A 22,773-nucleotide genomic window follows, 5' to 3' on the forward strand; every position below is an offset into this window, starting at 1 on the left:
TTTTTTTATTTATGGATTGAGAAAAGCAAGTTATTACATAAATTTGTGAAGCAATAATGTTATACTAGCTGCCCAAACATTCTGTAAATTGACAGAATGTACATTAGCATAGCTATCTGTATGATGAATTTATCAGTGTAGATACTTGATTATATTGAAATTATTTGATTAACCGCATCTATTGTGCAGTCTTCTAAAAGTAAGTACTCAATATCTATCTGGTTGATGATAAAAGTTTATCCAGCGGCGCTTATTGCTACTGCATTTTTTTAAGACGAAACGAGCATTTTATATGGCGAACGATATCAAACACCTGCGTAACATTGCAATTATTGCCCACGTTGACCACGGTAAAACAACTTTGGTTGATAAGTTATTACATCAGTCTGGTACTTTTGGCGACCGTGCAAACATTGCTGAACGTGCAATGGATTCAGGCGATATTGAGCAAGAACGTGGTATTACCATTTTGGCTAAAAATACAGCCATCCGCTGGACAGATAAGACTGATGATACTGAATATCGTATCAACATTGTTGACACCCCAGGTCACGCCGACTTTGGTGGTGAAGTTGAGCGTGTAATGTCTATGGTTGACTGCGTGCTTCTAGTCGTTGATGCGGTCGATGGCCCAATGCCACAGACCCGTTTTGTGACGCAAAAAGCGTTCGAGCAAGGTCTAAAACCTATCGTTGTCATCAATAAAATTGACCGTCCTGGCTCACGCCCTGACTGGGTAATGGATCAAATCTTTGATCTTTTTGATAACTTGGGTGCAACTGATGAACAGCTTGATTTCCCAGTTGTTTATGCCTCAGCATTGAATGGTATTGCAGGTTTGGAAGCTGACGATTTGGCTGATGACATGACACCGCTTTTCAAAACAATTGTTGATGTGGTTCAGCCTCCTCAAGTTGATGCTGACGCACCGTTCCGTATGCAAATCTCAAGCCTTGATTACAACAGTTTTGTTGGCGTTATCGGCATTGGTCGTATTCAGCGTGGTAAAGTTAAAACCAATACTCAAGTGACTGTAATCGACAAAAACGGCAATACCCGTAATGGCCGTATTTTGAAAATTATGGGTTATCATGGTCTTGATCGTATTGATGTTGAAGATGCACAAGCTGGTGACATCGTTTGTATTACTGGTATTGATTCGCTTAATATCTCAGATACGATTTGTGATCCTAGTGCTGTCGAAGCGTTACCAGCATTAACGGTTGATGAACCTACCGTTTCAATGAACTTCCAAGTAAATAACTCACCTTTTGCTGGTCGTGATGGCAAGTTTGTGACCTCGCGTAATATCCGTGAGCGTCTTGAGCGTGAATTGATTCATAACGTAGCATTACGTGTAGAAGATACAGAATCTCCTGATAAATTCAAAGTATCAGGTCGCGGTGAACTTCATCTATCTGTATTGATCGAAAACATGCGCCGTGAAGGTTTTGAGATGGGTGTTTCAGGCCCAGAAGTTATCGTCAAAGAAGTGGATGGTAAGTTACAAGAGCCGTATGAAAACGTTGTTTTTGATATTGAAGATGAGCATCAAGGTTCTATCATGGAGCAGGTTGGCTTGCGTAAAGGCGAGATGACCAATATGGAACTTGATGGTAAAGGTCGTATGCGTATCGAAGCGACGATGCCTGCCCGTGGTTTGATTGGTTTCCGTTCTGAATTCTTAACCTTGACTTCAGGTACAGGTATCATGACGTCAAGCTTCTCACATTACGGCCCACAAAAGATCGGTGATGTTGGTGGTCGCTCGAATGGTGTCTTGGTTTCTATGGCAAAAGGTGTTTGCTTAGGTTTCGCGCTATTTAACCTGCAAAAACGTGGTAAATTGTTTGCTGAGCCACAGCTTGAAGTTTACGAAGGTATGATCGTTGGTCTTAACTCACGTAACGATGATATGGCTGTTAACCCAACGACTGCTAAGCAGTTAACCAACGTTCGTGCGAGTGGTACTGATGAAGCATTGACGTTGACTCCAGCAGTCAAGTTCACACTTGAGCAAGCGCTCGAATTCATTCAAGATGATGAATTGGTTGAAGTAACACCTAAGGCGATTCGTCTGCGTAAGCGCTATTTGACTGAAAGTGAGCGTAAGCGTCACGGCCGTGGTAAAAAAGGTGCTTAATATTGAGCCATGAATTACTGAGTAATTTATTGGATTGATATTTTGTAGAAGCATTTGATGCCATTATTATTTAATAATGGGCATCAAGATAACTAAAAAATTAGCAGTATAGAGTGAACTGAATATGGTTCATTTTATGCTGCTTTTTTTTGTTGTAATTTCCATAGAATATAGACAGAATAACTGACAGTAGTAGTGTTTCTTACTATTACTCTTAAGGCTCAAGATTGGGTCGACTGTTGAGATACTTATTCGATTATAGATTGGTATTTTGAGGAGAAAATAATGAGTATGGTTTCTGAGTTTAAAGAATTCGCTCTAAAAGGTAATGTGATGGACTTAGCGGTCGGTGTCATTATCGGTGGAGCATTTGCTACTATCACAACGTCCTTAGTTGAAGACATTATTATGCCAATAGTGGCCTTCATAGCAGGTGGCGAAATCAATTTCAAAAACATGTTCTTAGTGTTGGGTGATGCGCCTGAAGGTGTTGCCATGACCTATGATGCTCTCAAAGCAGCTGGCGTTCCTGTATTAGCCTATGGCAGTTTCATTACTGTACTGATTAATTTCTTAATTTTAGCATTTATTATTTTTATGATGGTTAGAATGGTTAACAAAATGCGTCGTAAAGAAGAAGTGCAAGAGCTGGTAAAACAACCTTCAGAAGAGGTGCAATTGCTTCGTGAAATTAGTGCTAAGTTAAGTAATACCACTGTTTCAAAATAAAATATGATGATTTGATTAAAAACACAAAAAAGGCTAACGTCGTGTTAGCCTTTTTTATGGATAATTTATAAATGCATTGTCTTTAGCGCAGTTGTATCATTTAACCAGCTGTTAATATAAAGACTATGGCGTAACTACGACATAATCGTTGGTATTAATCAAAATCTCAGATGGTTGATCAACGACAATACGGACAACATTATCATTAGTCACTTGTGATTTGTAATAGTTGTCTTCAGCCACAGTACAACCTAAGCAGCGTCCCATCGCATCCCAAGGTTCAACAAAAAGTTTCTGCTGCGCCTGATCCGCATTACCACCGATAAGCGAGAAGGGTAGACTAACTAGGTAGGCGGCAGTACCAGCAACGGCACTGACCAGTTGTAGAGGTTTACCCACTACAGTATCAACCACCATTGTCTCATAAGAGGGCCCAAAGTCTGTCTCATCAATTTCTATGGCTGCCAAGGCAGGCTGCATAGTAGCAGCCATTAAACTTAAGCTTGCGGCTATAGTAATGGCTTTTTGCTTAACTGTGCGTTGGTTTTTGGCTTTAACAGTCATAACGATGTCCTAAAATTCATAATTGGTATGATTATTAGCTGCTGCTATTTCCACACAGAGACAATTTCCCTATATAAACAATGCGCAACGATAAGTAAGCTAAATATATTACAGATGTATAAACATTATGCACTATTTATGTAAGTGCTCATACTATTAAAGCAAGATGTGTGTCAATAAGCAACAAAAATGGCGCGCGATATAATAATCTTAGTGCAAAATAATAAGACACTTAGTCAAGAGTATTGTGCTGCCATATTCTACGACTTGATACCTAAGTTATTCTGGTACTTAAGGCGAAACAGATAGTGATAGTTTCAGATAATATTTAAAGGATTGGCTGACAGTTGGGGCAGAATACACTGGCGCGACCATTAATTTTGATATTCTCAAGCACCGCATCACAATGCGGACAAGTTTCCCCTTGTCTACCATAGACATTTAATGTCTGCTGGAAGTAACCGGTTTGGCCATCTGCTACGGTGAAGTCTCGTAGTGTGGAGCCACCAAGCGCTATCGCCTTTTTTAGAATAACTTTAATATGATCGACCAAAATAATCATCTGAGCATAGGACAGTTGGTGAGCGGGGGTGGCTGGATGAATAGCTGATAAATATAGGCTTTCAGTCGCATAGATATTACCGACACCCACGACGACCTGTTGTTCCATGATGACTGATTTTATAGCGCGAGCAATGGGCTGCTTCTTTGATTTGGCGTTGCCAATTGCTACGGTATCAGCACTGTGATCAAGCAGGTTTGTCCGTTGAATCAATTGATACAGGTAGTCTGCAGTAAATTCATCTGATAATGGTTCAGGACCTAAATGATCTAATAGCTTAGCACTATAATCCTTGTGCCATAACACTGACCCAAAACGTCTTGGGTCGTAGTAATGTAGCTGGACTTTTGTATTATTAACGCCCTTAAAAACAATGATGAGATGATCATGCTTGCGCTTTTCAGTACCGTAGCTCTGCTGTTGCAGGCTGCCCGACATGCCTAAATGAACCAAAATTTGACGCGGTACTAACGTAGCAGTTTGAGCCGCAGCGCTATCGTCATTGGGTAATAAAGGTAAAAAGTTAAGAATTAAATATTTTGCGCGGCGCTCAACGCTATCTAGTGTGTAATCAATCAAGCTATCTAAATCATCTGGCATCGCCCAGCGCAGCTTTGGCTGAAAAACTTTTATATCGATAATGCGTTGCCCTAATAACGGTGCAAGGCTGGTTTTGGTTGTTTCTACTTCAGGCAATTCAGGCATGATATTTTTATAATAACCTTATGATTCAGTGGATGTACTTTGTGAGTTTATATCTAAGCGACGGCGCGGCGAGCATGCAAGATACCATGCTGTTGCTCTAGTTTCGCCAAAAGCTTAGATAGGTGCGCCAATCCTGAGACTTCAATATGAAATTTTAAAAAGGCAATGTTATCATCATTACTAAGCGTTTCAACTTGACGAATATTGACATTTTCTTTATCAATAATTTGCGTCAAGTCACGCAACAGTCCGCGTCTATCATAGGCTTCTACGTGAATATCAACGGGTTGATAACGACCAGCTTGTACCCGCCACGAAGCTTCTATTTCGCGCTCAGGATCGCGTTCAATCAAGCGTGAATATTCAGGGCAACCACGATTATGGACACTGACACCTCGTGATAAGGTAATGTAACCAGCAATTGGCTCGCCATGCACAGGGTGGCAACAGCCTGCTAGATTGATTTCTATATTATCCAGCCCATCGATACGAATTTTATAAGCATCGATTTTGCCTGCCTCTCTAGCATCTATACTTGGCGCAAAATTTTCTGGCGGTCTTTCAGGTTCTAGGTGTAGCTGACGAGAGATGTGGCTGGTGAGTTGGTTGAGACCAATGTCGCCTGTGACCAATCCAACGATAATATCATCAGTCGTATTGACATGGAAATGCTGAATATAGTCGTTTAAATCGATGCTATTGGGATGTACCGATAATCGTTCAAGCTCTTTACTGAGCATTTGACGACCAATTTCAATGTTTTTATCACGGTCTTGCTTATTGAACCATTGACGCAATTTTGAACGTGCACGGTTGGTATGAATGTATCCAAGTGAAGCAACTAGCCAATCACGGTTGGGCTCACGTGATGCTTTGGTGATAATTTCAACTTGTTCACCCGTTTTGAGTTGATAGGTTAATGGTACATAGCGCTGATTGACTCGCGCAGCTTGGGCACGATTACCGACTTGTGTATGTACATAATAAGCAAAATCAAGAACGGTCGCCCCTTTTGGCAGTTCAGTAATGTCACCATCACGGCTAAAGATATAGATGCGTTCGAGCTCGTCAAAGTCAACGAGTTGCTCTTCTTCGTCAAACTCCATGCCCTCTATTTCTTCACCAGTTAGTAAAGGTGAGCGCGGTTGGTTACGAGTTTCATTATTGATAGATAACAGTTGGCGCAGCGAGCTGATTCTTTGATTAAGATAATTGTCTTTTTTATTCTTTAGACCTTCTTTGTAGTTAACATGAGCACACATGCCAAGCTCAGCTTCGAAATGCATTTCATGAGTACGAATTTGCACTTCCAGTGACTTGTTTTCAGCAATGACTGCCGTATGTAGTGAGCGATAACCATTGGACTTGGGGTTGGTAATATAGTCATCGAATTGTTCTGGAATATATCGCCACAAGCCATGTACCAATCCAAGCACGTGGTAACAGTCTGATGGATTGGTGACCAATACTCGCAGCGCGCGAATGTCATAAAGCTGATCAAACGATAAGCCTTTGAGCTTCATTTTTCGGTAGATAGAGTAGATATGCTTAACACGTCCAGAGACTTCACCTTCGATATTAGCCTCTGCTAGTGCCTCATTGAGCTTATCTTGTACGCGCTGAATATAGGACTCGCGTTCGCTGCGTTTTTCGGAGAGCAGTTTGGCAATCTCTTTATAGCGTTCAGGCGCAAGGTAGCGAAAGGCTAAGTCTTCTAGCTCCCATTTAAGTTGCGCGATGCCCAAGCGATGCGCCAGTGGTGCATAAATGGTCATGACTTCACGCGCCACCCGATTCTGACGCTCTTCATTAGAAAAGGTCAATTCGCGCATGGCGAAAGTACGCTCAGCCAATTTGATAAGGACGACACGTACATCATTGGTGACGGAGATTAGCATGCTATAAATATTAGATAGCTGGTCGCGCTGATTGTTTACGAAGTGATCTTCTAGACGCTTATTGCTTTCAATAATCTCAGACAGCTTACCCATTGCCAAGGTATCTTTGACGAGGGTCGATATGTCTACACCGAATTTTTTCTCGATATCAGCGAGGCTTATGATTGATTTTCGCGCACTACGATAGAGCATTGCAGCCACAAGAGCGTCTTCGTCTTGGTAGAGATAGGTCAATATGTCTGTCATGCCAATACCCGTGACATAAGCGCCTGAACGCTCAGACTCGCTGGTATTCATATGACTGCGAATAAATTCACAAGCAGCATTCAAGTGAGGTACAGACTCTTGTCCGATACGTTTGGCGACATTGTCTAACCAAGTGGGAACATCAATATTGACTTGATCTAAATCAATCGCTTCCAGCTCTTTATCTGAGAGAGCATTATTTTTATCTAAAAGCGGGTTATCAGAATATTCGTTTTCAAGCTTTGGATCATGACTATGAAAAGCATGTAGTGCTGAGCGATCAAAAGTGGTGTGTAGTTTATGAGTGGACAGCTGGTATTTGATATCGAGGGGGATTTGGGCATAGCTATTGGCAGACTGGTGCGAGCGTTGGCTCGCGACCAGTTGAGCGGCAAGTGCTGCACTATCGGCTTGGGTGGTCTGTCCATCCACCAGCGGTAATCCTTCACGAATTTTTACCATAGCCGACTCCTCTTAGCTATTTTGAATTGATTATAACCTCATCTACTATGCACACACGTTGAACTTACGATTCATAAAGTGTCAGCTATAAACCAATATAACTGCTAAAAAATCTGTTTTTTAGCAGTCATAAAATGCGCGTAAAATATATAAAGCTATGAGTGCAAACGTTCACAAGAATGGAAAAAACCAGTCTAGGAATATTGTTTACTATTATCTCACTTTAAAGAGACAAATCAAGCGAGGCTATGTAATGTCTGCGGTTAATCAGGATAAATAACCATCATTTTTTGCCACCGCTTGACTCAAATTTTGAATCAAGCTCAGTGACCTTTAGCATGGCTATTTAATGCTCTGAACCGCTCACTTAACCGTAAATTGAATTACACCGCTACTTTTTCAAAACGAGCGATGGACTCAACATGACCGGTATGACAGAACATGTCCATTACGCCAGCATGAGTCAGACGATAGCCTTGCTCTAATAATGCTTTTGTATCACGGGCGAGGGTTGCAGGGTTGCAAGAGACATAAACGATTCTCTCAGCGTTAAATTTCGGCAAGTACTGCATAATTTCCCAAGCACCAGAACGCGGCGGGTCGATCAATAGCGCATCAAAGCCCTGATTTGCCCAAGGTTTATCAGTACAGTCTTGCGTCAAATCTTGGCTATAAAATTCTGTATTATTGATGCCATTACGACGTGCGTTATCGGCTGCACGTGCGGTCATCGCTTCGCTGCCTTCAACACCAACCACAGAACCTGTCTCACCAACGAGGCGCGCGAGTGGCAAGCTAAAGTTGCCTAGACCACTGAATAAATCAAGTACGCGTTCACCTGCTTTTAAGTCTAACAAATCGCAAGCAAGCTTGGTCATTTGACGATTAACGGACAGGTTCACTTGGGTAAAATCTGTCGGGATAAACTCGAAAGTCAAATCGTATTCTGGCAATTGGTAATATAAACGACCAAATTGCTGGCTCATGTCATCATCTGCAGTCAATGCAATACGCTGGATACTGTCCGCACCTTTAGACTGCAAATATAGCTGCCAGTTGCGTGCGGCAAAAAATACTTTTAGCTTTTCTATATCCGCGTCTGATAATGGCTCCAAGTTGCGTACGATAAGGGCAACGGGCTGATTGCCATCTGGCAGCTCAGGCATCTCCTCACCCATGGCCAACTCAAGCTGAGCAATCTTGTTACGGCTCTCTAGCGTACTAATCAGTGTTTTTAAGTTTTCAATCTCAAAACCAATTCTTGGATCTAAAATATGACACTCATTTAATTCTGCCAAAAAGTTACTTGAGCGCTCACGAAAGCCGACAAGCGCGGTTTCTTTTTTGGTGACATAACGCACACCCAATCGTGCTTTGGTACGATAACCAAGACGATCACCAACTATTGGAGCAAGCCAGTTATCAGGCGTGACATTGGCTTGGTGTATCAGCATTTCAGCCAATACAGATTGCTTAAAGTTGATTTGACCGTCTGGCTGCCAGTGTTGCAAATTACAGCCGCCGCAGACGCCAAAATGTGGGCAGGGCGGTACGGCACGTTCAGAATTTGGGTTGGCAGTAATACTGACAGCCTCGCCTTCTTCAAAGCTGGCACGGCTATTGGTTATTTTGACCAAGGCACTTTCACCCGGCAATGCAAAGCTTACAAAGATTTTTTTGCCATGTTTGTCTTCGACATGACCATCGTCTATACCAAAACCATTACCATAAACGGCAACGCCGCGACCATCATGCGACAAACCATCAATGGTGAAGGGCAGAGGTTCTGCATCCTTTAGGCGGCGGCGTGTCTTTGATGAGGGTTTAGATTTTTTCTTATTAGGCGGAATAGTAATCGTTTGGGTCTCGCTCGTTGCTGGCGTAACATCAGAGGTTGTAGACGTTTTTGAATCGGTGGGTTGCATAAACCTGCCTTAATAATAAATGATAAATAACTAAAAAAATGAGGATAAACGCGATGTCTTATAACGCGCCTTCATATAACTTCATTTGTTATGATGTGGGCGCAGATGACCAATCAGCGATGAAGTCTTGATGGCGAGCATGACCATCCGCTTGGGTATATTTTACTAAATAGTCATAGCTCTGCTGCTGCCAAGCGTCAAAATCTTGTGAGGATAGTTGCCCAGTTAAACGCAACCAGCGCAAATAGATTAGCCATGTATTCATGACGTCAGACTCGCAATAAATAGACAGCGTTTGCCAGTCATTAGTGCTGACAAGCTCACCAACCATACTACCGTCGACAGCTGTTTTACCCGGTAGACCATATAAGCTTGCGACAATATCCATGGCTTCGCGGCGGCTGGCACCGTACTGGCTAAATCTGTCCATCAAATCAAGGTGACGGGTGTGGAAGCGATTGACATAATTATCAAAGCGCATGTTTTTGATGCGCTCGCCTTCTTCAAATAACCATGGCGCTGATAAATCGTATTGCATAGCCCGATATATCAGTACAGGAATATCAAAACCTGAGCCATTCCAACTAATAAGCTGTGGCAGTTTTTCAAGGTCACTAAATGCCCGAAAAAATTTGGCAAGAATATCTTTTTCACTAAATTTATCAGCGGTCAATGAGAACAACGACAACTTGCCATCTTTGATATATAACGCTGAGATACAGACGATACGCTGCAGTGGCAAGCGCATAAAATCATGCCCAGCTTCTTGTATTCGAAGCGCTGTGAGTGCGCTCAATGCATCTGCATCATTCAACTCTGCCAATTGCGGATAGATACGGCGCGCCGCATCGGTATTAGCGACAGTTTCGATATCAAAGACCAGTATAGGGTCGGATGGTAGAGCTTGTGACATAAGAAATCCTGATTGAATCAACTAAACTGAGCAGGGTTGTCTGTGCGTTAGGTAATTTATGTGCGGTTATCGATCGACATTGCTGGCGTCAATATTGTCGTCGTTAATATTGTATAAACCCGTCGACAAATAACGATCGCCGCGATCACAGACAATAAAGGCGATGACGGCATCAGGGTTTTCTTTAGCGACTTGTACGGCAGCCCATGCTGCAGCACCTGATGAAACGCCCGCGAAAACACCTTCAGTTTTCGCCAGTTTGCGCATATAAATTTCTGCGATACGCTGATCCACATCCATGATTTCATCAACCAAATCTGCGTTAAAGATACCCGGCATGTAAGCTGCAGGCCAGCGGCGAATACCAGCAATCGAAGCTTCTTCATCAGGCTGTAGTCCGATGATTTTGATATCTGGATTTTGTTCTTTGAGGTATTGCGATACACCGGTAATAGTACCAGTGGTGCCCATTGAGCTAATAAAATGAGTGATTTTACCTTCGGTTTGCGCCCATAGTTCAGGCCCTGTGGTCAGGTAATGGGCTTGACTGTTATCAGGGTTATTAAACTGATCCAATACGATGCCTTTGCCATCTGCTTGCATTTGCAGCGCTAAATCGCGTGCGGCTTCCATGCCTTCATCCACCTCGATTAACGTCGCACCATACGCAATCATAGCATCTTTGCGCTCTTGAGTTGAATTGGTTGGCATCAGTAGCGTTATCGGATAGCCACGCATCGCCGCGACCATGGCTAAAGCGATACCCGTATTGCCACTCGTGGCTTCAATCAGCATGTCGCCCGCTTTGATATCACCGCGCTGTTCTGCCTGATAAATCATATTAAAAGCAGGACGATCTTTAACAGACCCCGCTGGATTGTTACCTTCAAGCTTGGCCAGTAACGCAGCACCATTGGTCAGCTGCTCTTGCTCAGGTAAGCGCTGCAATTTAACCAATGGCGTCTGACCGACGCAATCAGCAAGTTTGGTAACTTGAGTAATGAAATTAGAGTTGGAGATAGCCGTTGCGGACATAAAGTATCCTTGCGAATTTTTAAAATTGATTTTTAATTACCGTTTATTTTTTAATTGTCATTTTGATTTTTGAATAAATATCTTGATACGGCTGCTATTGAGTGAAGTGAGTAATTTGATCGTTAATGATATTTCTACCGCTTTAACCAAATAGCAATAAATGAAAAGTTGCGTCATTATATCATTTTGTTTTTGGCTACGCTGAAGGCATCAAGAGATTTTGGTAAATGAGTGGTGTTTAAAAAGGGCTGGACAGTTAAAATGCCTTTGCATCATAGCCACTCACCATGATCGATGAAATGCGTTATAGTTATGGCAATATATAGGTACGGCAAGAACAAGAATCACTAAATTTATCATGGGTATGCAGTTATCATTTTTGAAATGACGATAGCTTTGAAATGAGGAGAGCTTTGAAATGAGCACAGCCCCTAAAAAAATTATGATTGGCTAACACCGCTTACCGCCGCTATTGATTCATAGTGCAATTTTCTGTAGAGAGTAAAGCTAGCATGGCATACAAAAAACGTTTTGATACTAGCAGTGCGTATGGCCAGTTGATTATATTGGTGTTCCTACCCATTTGTATCTTGGCAGCGGTGGGCGGTATTTTGGTCTTTTATGAGACCATGCGTGCCAGCAATTCCGAACAAGAAGTATTGGCGGAGGCGGTGCTGATTCGTTATACCCCAGCGATTGCAGAGCTAATCCCTGAGCTGTTGGCGCAAGAGCGCCAGCAAGCAGACGGCGAACCCAATGTGGATGGCGAAATCAGAGCAAATGATGCCACTCAAACGACCATCACGAAGCTTGAGGAAATTCAAGATAAGCTGGGTCGTATGCAGTCCGAGCAACATGTACAGCGTATTGCGATCATCAATGAAAGCAATCAAGTGCTCGCCGCAGTCGGTTATGGACTGAACGAAGCATGGCCTGCAATAGACACAAAAAAGAATTTTTTATCGCAGCAACCAACGCCTATTGGAACCGCTTATGGCAGTGTGTTAGGGGAGTTTGAAGGACAAAAACTGTGGCTACTCGTCGATATGGACAATGAACCACTCTACATCGCCCGCTACCGTATCGCCATGGCGTTAGTGATTACCGGCTTGTTCACCATTTTGATTTTATTGCTGAGTTTAAATATTTATTCAAAGCGCTGGATAGCACCAATTTATGAGCTACGTTTGCAGTTGCAGCGTACCCATGTCGACAATCTGTATCAGCCTATTCCTGTTGAGTCAGATGGTGAGCTGAACTTATTGCAGCAAGACTTGGTCAAAACGCTACGCCGCCTGCATAGAAGCTTTCAGGAGTTAAAAGACCATGCCGAGCAAACCGAGGATGATTTGCGCCTTGCGTTTGATGAGATGGAAATGCAAAACATCTCTATTCGTAATGCACGTGATGCGGCAATTTCAACCAGCCAAGCCAAATCGGCGTTTTTGGCCAATATTAGCCACGAGCTGCGCACGCCATTAAACAGTATCGATGGCTTTATCAATTTGCTGGCAAGGCATGGCGAATTGAATCCTGAACAAGATTTGTACGTGCAAACCATACGTAAGTCATCAGCACACTTGCTTGCCTTGGTTAACGATGTTTTGGATTTCTCTAAGATCGAGGCGGGCAAGCTGGTACTTGACCGTCATGAGTTTGACCTTTATGACACTATTTATGATGTGGTCGATATGCTTTCGCCCGTATCCGCAGAAAAAGGTCTGCGCATGGCGGTGCTGTTTTATAATGATGTGCCGATGCGCATCAATGGCGACGCCCTACGCCTCAAGCAAGTATTGACCAATATCGTCGGCAATGCGATTAAATTTACCGATAGTGGCGATGTGGTAGTGCGTGTCAGCTTGGATGATCATCGTGATAATTATCTCATGATCAGTGTGCAAGACAGCGGTAAGGGCATCTCTTTAGCCGATCAAAAAATGCTGTTCCAAAGCTTTAGCCAAGGCGACCCTTCAATCACTCGTCAGTATGGCGGCACAGGGTTGGGGCTCGTTATCTCCAAGCAATTAACGCGGCTAATGGGCGGTGATATTGGCTTTCATGATAACGCTCAAGAGAATATTGCCAATCAGGGCGCAACGTTTTGGTTTCGGATGCCAGCACATGTCGATGTGTTAGAAGCCGCTACTGGCCAGACAATTGAGCTTCCAGTCTTGGCTCCATTGGCGAGTGAGACCGATGAGTTTAATGTATTGGTATGGATCAATCATACCGCCTCTATCCAAGTGCTCAAAGCCAGCTTGCAATATTTGCCGATTAAATTGACCCAAGCCAATTCCTTACCAGGCGTACTTGAGTCATTAAAAGAGTATGGTAATTATTGGGATTGGGTCATCGTCGATGATGATACCCAAGACGATATGATGGCATTACTCAAACAAATTCGTCTGCATTATCAAGGCAAGCTTGCGGTATTTGGTTATCAAGTTGCTGCCGATCAAGCATTATTAAATCGTTATCATGCCAATATTTTGTATGAGCCTTTAGACAAAAGACAGCTTTATGCCATGCTCGACACCCAAAATCGCAGTACCAAAAAAAGCGTGCAAGAACCGCGCTGGACAGGGGTGACGGTACTGGCAGTCGACGATCATCTGCCCAATTTGTTGGTGCTCGATGCATTACTTAGTGAGCTTGGCATCCAAGTCATCACAGCGAGTAGTGGTTTTGACGCCATAGAAATTATCAGCAAACAACAAACCAAAAATCTTAAAACCACAAAGAATGATAAGCAAAGTCTGTCGAATAAAACGCAAATCTCTAAAGCTGAAACGCGCGATGAGGTAAACAAGAAATCAAATAGTACGCTTCATGAAGAGATGAATACCGACGATAAAGTTGCTACTCAGGATAAAGGTCATATTGATCTAATATTCATGGACATCCAAATGCCGCGTATGTCAGGGCATGAAGCCGCAAGACAAATTCGCAACATTGAAAATGATGATAGCCGTATCCCGATTATTGCGTTGACTGCCCATGGTTTGGCTGATGAGCGAGACAAACTGATCGCCAGTGGCATTAATGACTATGTGGGTAAGCCCATTAGCCAGCCTCAGTTATTACAAGTACTGCAAAAATGGCTTGGACGCACAACGACAATGCCGCAGTTAACAACGTTGCCTGATACCAATCTGCACAGTACGGATGTGCACAATACTGATGTGCAGGTTATCGATTTGTCAAAAGATAACTCACACTCTACTGATTTACAGAATAGGGAGGCTGAAACGTATTCAACGTGGCCATCAGACTCTACAACCATTGCCTATCCTATGGTGAAAGGGGATGAAAATAACCGTCATAGCGATTCTAATACAATCAATCAGCCAAAAATAACGCGTCCTTTATCATTGAAGAAAATTCGTGATAATTACTTGCGAGACAGCCAACCTCGTGAGGATTATAGACGCGAAACACCGCGTGACACCCAGCCACGCTATGAGAACTTGCGCTTACATAAACAAGGACAGTCGCCACTATTAAAGCCATCGGAAACACCGATAAATAGTGCTCGCGATGGAGTGGTAACGCCTACAAATTCCCACACATATGCGCAAGAAACGAAGAATTGGGACAGCAGTCACCACCATTTAAGCCATCACTCTTTGGGGGCTAACGAAAGTGATGGGTTTGCTATTTTAGATTGGCAAGACGCGTTGACCCGCTCAGCGAATAAGCCCGACTTGGCAGCCAAGCTTATCATTATGATGCTTGATACGATCAATGATGAAAAGCAGGCGCTGACGCAAGCGTGGGACGCCCGTGATCGCAGTATGCTAGCGCAAATTGCTCATCGCATCTTAGGCGGCAGTCGTTATACTGGTGTGCCGCAATTACGTCAGGCCAGTCAAGACCTAGAAGATAAATGCTTGCTGAATGTCCAACACACCACCCCTGCGCAGTTTGCTATGCTTGAGCCATATTATGCCGCATTAATAACAGCGTTAAATAATTTGCAGGCGCTAGATTTGTCAGCCTATCCTCAGCTCAATTATCATCGTTTGAGTGAAAATGATATGACGTGGAAAATGATTTAGAGATGATGGTTTTATGACATAAATGGTGAATCGAATCGTTGCAGTCAGTTATTGATGAGGTAGCGTCGTAACAAGGCTGTTAATATTGTTGCCATCAGCTTTAGACGTATCGGCATCATATTTAGATGCCATTTCTATTTTATTCATGAATAAGGATTGTTATGAACGCGATTGCCACTTACCAATATGAAACCTTACAAGTTAGTATGACTGACAATATACTTACGGTAACCTTAAATCGCCCACACAAAAAAAATGCCATGAGCTTTAAAGTGGTGAAAGAATTGATTGCTGTCGCAGAAAGCATTGGTAAAGACAAAACGATACGTGCGGTGATTCTCAATGGTGCTGAAGGCACGTTTTGTGCGGGCATCGATTTGGGTGATTTAAATCATCCGAAAAATCAAGCGTTCGCCGTTTGGGAGCTGGTAAAGCCATGGCAGAGCTCGTTCCAGCGAGTTTGTCTGGTATGGCGCGATGTGCCTGTACCGGTCATTGCTGTATTAGAAGGCTATTGTATCGGTGCAGGGCTTCAGCTAGCGCTGGCTTGCGATGTGCGCATCAGTCATCCAGATTGCAAACTGTCTATTATGGAAGCTAAGTGGGGGCTGGTACCAGACATGGGTTTGACGCAATCGGCGTTTGGCGTGGTACGTGAAGATGTGCTAAAAGAGCTTGCCATGAGTGCGCGTATCGTGACTGCCAGTGAGGGCAAAGCATTGGGTCTTGTCAGCCATTGCAATGAAGCGCCACTTGATCAGGCGCAAAAGCTCGCTGCTGAATTTGCAGAGCGCTCTCCTGATGCGGTGTTGGCGAGTAAGCGTGTGGTCAATGCTATGTTCCAGCAGCCAGCCACTACTTTATATAAAGAAAAAGTATGGCAGCTTAAAATGATGCTCGGTCGTAATCGCAAGCTTGCTTTAAGAAAAGCCAAGCAAGCCAGTACGGCATTTGGCAAGCGCCAGTTCCGCTAAATATCTTTTACTAATTATGCCGCTATGCTAACGCTCAGACCTATTTTGACAAATTATTGTGATTGTTTTTAGTTGTTATTGTTTGTTTTATTCACGTCATACCTCTATTGAAATGTGAGGGGATAGTACGATATATCACTATCCACTTGCGCCGCTGCATGCAAATGTGCACTAATGGTGGCAATGACCCTTGTTTTCAGTATTGAGTAAAGACTAAATATTAAAGACAATGGAAGCCTGAATAATACAATAACAATCACTAGGGTGTATTGAACCTTTATAACGATTCAATACACTCTATATAAAATGGTCTGAATATGTCTGCTCCAAAATCCTCTCTACCCAATCGACCCATTGCTTCTGAGCGCGTACGCTCTGCTGATTTGCCTGTTGCATGGATTATGATGCTTGGACTTATCGTGGCAGTGGGGCCATTGTCTATTGATATGTATCTGCCTGCATTACCATCTATGGCAGATGACTTTGGCGTATCTACAGCCTTTATGGCCAATTCTGTTCCTGCTTATTTTTTAGGCTTGGTATTTGGCCAGTTATTTTATGGACCATTTAGTGATCGTGTCGGTCGTGTTAAGCCTTTATATATCGGTATGACGCTATATGTCATCGCCTCCATTGTTTGTGCGACTACTAATAACGAGTATGTATTGTTTGTTGGACGGACGATGCAAGCGCTTGGTGCGTGTGTTGGCGCGGTGGTCACTCGTGCCGCGATTCGCGATCGATTGACTGCTAAGCAAACCGCAAAAGCCTTTTCTATTATGATTTTGGTGATGGGTTTAGCGCCGATATTAGCCCCATCGCTTGGTGCGCTATTTCTACAGTTTTTTAGCTGGCACTCTATTTTTTGGTTTTTGGCTGCTTTTGGCACGTTGAATTTATTACTCACAAAGTTTTTCTTCTTTGAAACGTTGACGGAAGAAAATCGTAATGTACGTCCTGCAAGAGAAGTACTGAGTCAGTACTGGGACTTATTAAAAGACCCGACGTTCAATTATCCAGCGATTGGTGGCGGCCTGCTGATGGGGGCGATGTTTGTTTATATCAGTTCAGCCTCTGAGCTAATTATGGATACCTATGGGGTATCCGCAACCCACTTCGCTTGGCTATTTGGGATGAATGCTGCTGGTTTTGTGGGTTTGACTCAGCTGAATCAGTGGCTCACCAATCGCTTTCGTATTTTGAGTATTTTGCGCTTTGGTGCGATGATGCAGGTTATTTCTGCAGGCGTGCTATTTGTAATAGGTCTATTTTTGGGTACTGATGCTTGGCTTCCACTGGTGCTGGCTTGTATTTTCTTCTGTATCGCAGGCTTAGGTCTTACTCAGCCAAATGCTTCTGCTATTGCGCTGGCCTTTCAAAAACGCCGAGCGGGCATGGCAAGTGCGCTACAAGGCTCGCTCATGTTTTCAGTCGGTATCTTTGGTGGATTATTATTAAACCTATTTCCAGTTAATCCCGTACTCAAAATTGGTATTGCGATGTTCGCGTTAATGAGTCTTGGCTGTTTTTTAATTTGGCAGATAGATCGTAATTTAAATCTGGACGATGCGGAGTAAGCCAGAAGCTTTATAGTTTTTTGCACTAGAATCTTAAAAGGCATTCTTAAAAGGCATTCTTACATTAATTATGTAGGGATGCTTTTTTTGTACTTTTTATTTTATTTTTTGCATAAGACTGCGCATAAAACAAGGACATATTACAAGTTTTCAGTCATATAGATAGACTTATGTATGCCCTTAATATCCTTTATTTGCCATATATAACAAATTGTACGTAATAACTAAACATAATTATTGCAATCATAAAGTTAGGCAAGTATTATCAAACGTAACTTTCTGTAAGTAAGTATTGTGAAGATATTACCTAACCTTGCTAGATTGTCATTAATTAATATGTACAACCACGTGAAGCTTTAAGGGTAAATTATGATGCAGTTATATCGAGTGTTACCAATTGTATTGAGTGTTGGCCTGTTTGGCTGCGGTAACTCTTCCACTCAAGAAAATGCCAATTCGACTGGTACGCCAGTAACAGAAAACAAAGATAATTTTGTCAGTAATTTGCCTGATACGGCACCAACATTAAAGGTCGCTATGACGGGTGATTTACCACCTTTCTCGTTTCAAGATGACTATGGCAATATGCAGGGCACGGACGTTGATTCCATTAGAGCTATCGGCGAGGAGCAAGGCTTTAAGGTCGAGTTTTATAAAGAAACTTGGCAAGATATGTTCGATAGTGTGGAGTCAGGAAAACGTGATTTAGCTATTTCTGGTATCTCTTATAAAGATGATCGCGCAGTAAGATACGGTCTATCAACGCCTTACTTTTTTAACCCAGCTACCATCATGTACTTGGAAGGTAAGTTTGATATCAAAGGCTTAAACGATATAAAGGGTCTAAAAACTGGTACGTTGGCAGGTTCTAAAGAAGAAGATACTCTGAAACAGATGGGTAGCTCGGTTGAGTTGGTTTCAAGATCTACTGCATTTTTGGCTTATCAGGACTTAGTGCAAGGTAAGACTGATGTTTTCTTATACGACATGCCAGTGCTGCAGTACATCATAAAAGGTTATCCAGAACATAAAGTGAAGATTGTACCTTATGAAGCGGCAGACGCACCTTCAGCGCAACAAGTCGTATTAATGGCAAAAGAAAATACTCAGTTGATTAATACGGTTAATGAGGGTATTGCTAAACTGAAAGAAAAAGGGACATTTAAGGAAATTGAAGAGCGCTGGTTAGGTGAGGCTGTACCTGCATCTGCTGATAAGAGCAATTCTGATACTAATACTACGCAATTGAACTAAGGAATTCTGAAGATGGCAACCACTCCCAATGTTGACAATAAGCGCTATCAAGGTCTGATCATTTCAATTGCACTATTTTTATCGCTCATCGGTGCTTTGTTAGCCTTTACGTTCTATACCTCAAACTTATTAGAAAGAAATACCGCGTTAATTGACCAAACCAACCAAGTCGCTAATAGCGCGCAGGCGGTAATTAAAGATTTATTCGATTTAGATAATAGCTATGGAGAAGATACGAACTCTCCACATATTCAGCGCGTTTTGGAGCGTTTGGAGGAAAATACGGCGTTGATTACCAGCTCTATTGCTGCTATTGAGCAAGGTGCAACGATCACTGACGTTGATGGCAAAACTTATGATCTGCCAAAGATTGACAGCAACGCACAAGTAAACATTACCGCGGCTAATGAGCAGTGGAAAGCGTTAGAGCCTAAGATTCAAGCATATCTCAAAGATGCTGATAATATTATGGTTTCCTCTGAAGATGATCTGACCCAAGCCGTTGAACAAGCCAAGACGTCAAGTCTATTGATTAACGATTCGTTAGACAATTTGACCAAAGATGTTTTCAATAGTGCCGAACGCCAAGCGACGACCATTCGTCTTATTCAGGTACTTGGTGTTGCCGCCATCTTTACCTACTTTCTAATCTTTGTATTCTTCTTTGTACGTCGTTTACGTGAAACCGATGCTGAAGCGTTCGCTGCTCGTCGCGAGACGCAAGAGATTATGGAGACGGTAAATACGGGTCTATTCTTACTTGATAAAGACTTGAATATTGGTCAGCAGCATTCTCGCGCACTGAATGATATTATCGGTGAGGACAGATTGTCAGGAGAGAACTTTACCAACGTTTTACGTGGGCGTATTTCTGATAAAGATCTGAAAACCACACAGCAATTTATTGAGCAGCTTTACAATCCACGCGTTAAAGAAAAATTGGTAGATTCTCTCAATCCACTGCACAAAGTCATGCTACACAACAATGCTGGTGATAAAGCACAGAATAATCGCTTTTTAGACTTCAAGTTCTCACGTGTTTATGACAACAAAGACATTGCCCGTATTTTGGTCAACGTCAACGATGTATCAGATGCCGTATATTTAGAGCAGCGTCTAGAAAAAGAGCGCTCGCAAAATGATATGCAGATTGAGATGCTCACCACGATTCTAAATGTAAATCCAAAAATCATTAATGAGTTTATTGATAATACGCAGATGCACATTGAGAAGATGAACAATATCTTGAAAAATCCTGGTAGCTCTCAATACGAGCTTGAGGGCAAACTAAAAGCCATCTATCGCGAAATGCATAGCTTAAAAGGTGAGGCATCTGCGCTAAAACTGCACAGCTTTACTAAAATTGCCTCAGATGCAGAAGACAAACTGCACGCATTGCAAAACCAAGGTCAATTATCTGGTAACGATTTCTTGCCATTGGCCGTACATTTGGATGACTTATTAAGCCTATCAAATACCATCGCAACCTTGGGCGAGCGTATTAACCGTTCAGCACCAGCGACTGCACCAACTGCAAATGGGTTAGATGACAATAGTGCTCAAAACAGTATGTCAAAAACGGTAGTGACTGACAGTCAGACATCAAATCCTTCAATCAGTAGCATGGATACTGATATTGGTCAGGATATTGACCTAGATAATGAAGCAACTGATGACCATCTGTCTTTTTATAAAGCATTTGCAAAAGATATTGCCGCAAGACAAGGTAAGCAAGTAGAGCTAAAGAGTAATACGCTGATGCAAGCGGACATACCAGCGCATCTGGTAAAGCCGATTAAAGAGATTAGCATTCAGCTACTACGTAATGCCGTGGTGCATGGCATTGAAGCGCCAAGTGTTCGTCATTCGATTGGTAAGACTGCGGTTGGGACGATTGATTTAGAACTAAAAGACAACGGCTCAGATTTCATGCTGATGGTGCAAGATGATGGTCAAGGTATTGATTATGACAGCATTCGTGCCAAGTTAAGCAGTGATGGTCGTTTTAGTACAGAAGAAGCCAGTCAGCTCAGTCAAAGCGAGCTGCTCAAACAACTGTTTTCTTCGGGTTTCTCTACCAAAGAACATGCAGATGAAGATGGCGGACGTGGTGTCGGTCTCGATATCATTAAAGCAAAAGTAAAAGATTATGATGGCAAGCTTAACGTAAACAGCGAATTTGGTCAGATGACACGGTTTGTTATTACTTTACCAAAAGCTTAATTAGAAACAGCAGGTATATTGTCAAGGATGACAAGCACTTCATTAAAGGTAATAGATCAGTTATGCATAAGTTAATGATTGTTGATGATTCAAATATTATTAGAAATCGTATTCAACGCGCGTACGATTCAGGGCAGTTTATGCTGGTTGCGACGGCAACCAGTGGCGTCCAAGCCATTGAAAAGTTCAATGTCCATCGTCCTGATGTAATCACCATGGACTTGACCATGCCGCAAATGGACGGACTTGAATGCATTGAGAAAATCATTGCGATTGACCCTGAAGTACGTATTTTAGTGGTGTCAGCACTGTCTGATAAAGCCACTGGCATTGAAGCATTGTCGTTGGGTGCCAGCGGATTTTTGTGCAAGCCTTTTTCAGAAGAAGAGCTTGTAGAGTCTTTGTATGAGCTAATGCAAGACTAAACCATTCAACGACTTAAGTAGATGTCATTATGAAAGAACAAAAGCTACAGATTTTTTTAAGTATTATTAGTAATTATTTTAATCAGTTTGGGGGCGAGGAGCTTGTCGCTGACACCCCATATCTGTTAGAGAATAAACAGCCAAAAGTCCATGATTATACGGGTGTGATCGGTATATCGGGTGGACAAAAAGGCGTGGTGTATTTTTCGGCAACCCGTCAGTTATTGTCCGCTATACTAGATAGCATGGGTGAAACGGATAAAAGCGATGAAAACTACATCGATTTGGCTGGTGAAGTGGCCAATACAATCGCTGGTAACGCGCGTAAAGAGTTTGGCTCAGAGTTCCATATTTCTGTGCCGTTTGTATTTAAAGGCTCTCCACAAAGTATTGTGTTGCCGAATGATGAGCGTTCTTTTATCATTCCCATCACTTGGAACTCGCAGATAGGCGAGATTGTGGTCTGTTTGCAGGATTAACGTTGCTGCCACCGCGTCATAAAGATGGATATTAATATATTATGGTTAAATTAGAAAAATTGGGTGTGTTTCTGAGCTCGATCAATGCATTTTTTGCACAAATTGATGGCTCGGAAGTGTCCATTGATACCCCTTATTTAAATCATAACAAGAGTGCTGTTGGTTATGATTATAGCGGCGTTATCGAGATATCAGGGCCTCTGGAAGGCTGTGTGTATGTGAGTGCACCAAGCGTGATGCTGCGAGAGGTCATAAAAGTGATGGGCGAGCCTGACTCATCGATCACGATGATGAAGGATCTGCTCGGTGAGATGGCCAACACTATCTCTGGTAATGCTCGTACTGAGTTTGGCTCAGAGTTTATTATCTCGCCGCCGCATATTGTTGAGAGCGCACCAAGCGTGTCTTATTTGCCAAAAGATCGCCAAAGTTACGTCACACCATTTACGTGGCGTGGGTATAAAGCGGTCATTGGTATCTGTATCGCTTAATCTACAGCTGCTCATTTATTCAGTATAAAGAACGACGTTAATGCGTCGTTTTTTTATGCGTTATCATCTACTTAAACAGCATAATAGCGCTAGCAGTCGCTAAGCAT

At 42.6% G+C, this 22,773-nt stretch carries 16 protein-coding genes; 10 read left to right on the top strand and 6 right to left on the bottom strand.

The features are described from left to right. Nucleotides 1–292 precede the first annotated feature (292 nt). Nucleotides 293–2,143, top strand: coding sequence for a translational GTPase TypA (gene typA, locus B2575_RS07525; RefSeq protein WP_055125731.1), 1,851 nt, complete (start codon nt 293–295; stop codon nt 2,141–2,143). A 285-nt stretch (nt 2,144–2,428) separates the two neighbouring features. Continuing rightward, nucleotides 2,429–2,872, top strand: coding sequence for a large conductance mechanosensitive channel protein MscL (mscL, locus tag B2575_RS07530; protein ID WP_055125730.1), 444 nt, complete (start codon nt 2,429–2,431; stop codon nt 2,870–2,872). A gap of 123 nt (nt 2,873–2,995) precedes the next feature. Here mscL and B2575_RS07535 read toward each other — a convergent pair whose 3' ends face one another. From B2575_RS07535 to cysM, 6 genes are all read right to left on the bottom strand, one after another. Next, nucleotides 2,996–3,436 carry a hypothetical protein gene (locus B2575_RS07535; protein WP_060490428.1) on the bottom strand — a complete coding sequence of 147 codons (441 nt, stop codon included), beginning with the start codon at nt 3,434–3,436 and terminating at the stop codon, nt 2,996–2,998. A 328-nt stretch (nt 3,437–3,764) separates the two neighbouring features. After that, nucleotides 3,765–4,703, bottom strand: a complete 939-nt coding sequence (mutM, locus tag B2575_RS07540; protein ID WP_250163688.1) for a bifunctional DNA-formamidopyrimidine glycosylase/DNA-(apurinic or apyrimidinic site) lyase — start codon at nt 4,701–4,703, stop codon at nt 3,765–3,767. A gap of 53 nt (nt 4,704–4,756) precedes the next feature. Then, nucleotides 4,757–7,309: a RelA/SpoT family protein gene (locus B2575_RS07545; RefSeq protein WP_296240957.1), complete on the bottom strand. Its 2,553-nt coding sequence runs from the start codon at nt 7,307–7,309 to the stop codon at nt 4,757–4,759. A gap of 383 nt (nt 7,310–7,692) precedes the next feature. After that, nucleotides 7,693–9,234: a 23S rRNA (uracil(1939)-C(5))-methyltransferase RlmD gene (gene rlmD / locus B2575_RS07550; RefSeq protein ID WP_250163689.1), complete on the bottom strand. Its 1,542-nt coding sequence runs from the start codon at nt 9,232–9,234 to the stop codon at nt 7,693–7,695. Between the two features lie 88 nt (nt 9,235–9,322). Continuing rightward, nucleotides 9,323–10,147, bottom strand: coding sequence for a 3'-5' exonuclease (locus tag B2575_RS07555; RefSeq protein ID WP_250163690.1), 825 nt, complete (start codon nt 10,145–10,147; stop codon nt 9,323–9,325). Nucleotides 10,148–10,213: 66 nt separating this feature from the next. Further along, on the bottom strand, nt 10,214–11,182 hold the full coding sequence (gene cysM, locus B2575_RS07560) for a cysteine synthase CysM (protein WP_250163691.1): 969 nt from the start codon (nt 11,180–11,182) through the stop codon (nt 10,214–10,216). 512 nt (nt 11,183–11,694) lie between these two features. Between cysM and B2575_RS07565 the strand changes: the two genes are divergently transcribed. From B2575_RS07565 to B2575_RS07600, 8 genes are all read left to right on the top strand, one after another. Further along, nucleotides 11,695–15,243 (top strand): ATP-binding protein, encoded by a 3,549-nt coding sequence (locus B2575_RS07565; RefSeq protein ID WP_296240959.1) that lies wholly within the window; start codon nt 11,695–11,697, stop codon nt 15,241–15,243. Nucleotides 15,244–15,404: 161 nt separating this feature from the next. After that, a complete protein-coding gene (locus B2575_RS07570) occupies nt 15,405–16,217 on the top strand; it encodes a crotonase/enoyl-CoA hydratase family protein (protein ID WP_296240960.1) in 813 nt (270 codons plus the stop codon). 317 nt (nt 16,218–16,534) lie between these two features. Then, complete coding sequence (locus tag B2575_RS07575; RefSeq protein ID WP_055125721.1) at nt 16,535–17,794, top strand: multidrug effflux MFS transporter; 1,260 nt, start codon at nt 16,535–16,537, stop codon at nt 17,792–17,794. A gap of 369 nt (nt 17,795–18,163) precedes the next feature. Continuing rightward, nucleotides 18,164–19,048: a transporter substrate-binding domain-containing protein gene (locus B2575_RS07580; RefSeq protein ID WP_045443631.1), complete on the top strand. Its 885-nt coding sequence runs from the start codon at nt 18,164–18,166 to the stop codon at nt 19,046–19,048. A gap of 12 nt (nt 19,049–19,060) precedes the next feature. After that, nucleotides 19,061–21,271, top strand: coding sequence for an ATP-binding protein (locus B2575_RS07585; protein ID WP_201552887.1), 2,211 nt, complete (start codon nt 19,061–19,063; stop codon nt 21,269–21,271). A gap of 62 nt (nt 21,272–21,333) precedes the next feature. Then, nucleotides 21,334–21,696 carry a response regulator gene (locus B2575_RS07590; RefSeq protein WP_045443633.1) on the top strand — a complete coding sequence of 121 codons (363 nt, stop codon included), beginning with the start codon at nt 21,334–21,336 and terminating at the stop codon, nt 21,694–21,696. Between the two features lie 29 nt (nt 21,697–21,725). Further along, nucleotides 21,726–22,175, top strand: coding sequence for a chemotaxis protein CheX (locus B2575_RS07595; protein WP_045443636.1), 450 nt, complete (start codon nt 21,726–21,728; stop codon nt 22,173–22,175). A 41-nt stretch (nt 22,176–22,216) separates the two neighbouring features. Further along, nucleotides 22,217–22,666 carry a chemotaxis protein CheX gene (locus tag B2575_RS07600; RefSeq protein WP_250163697.1) on the top strand — a complete coding sequence of 150 codons (450 nt, stop codon included), beginning with the start codon at nt 22,217–22,219 and terminating at the stop codon, nt 22,664–22,666. Nucleotides 22,667–22,773 lie beyond the last annotated feature (107 nt).

It is taken from the genome of Psychrobacter sp. UBA6739 (assembly GCF_002453835.1).
Lineage (GTDB): Bacteria > Pseudomonadota > Gammaproteobacteria > Pseudomonadales > Moraxellaceae > Psychrobacter > Psychrobacter immobilis_A.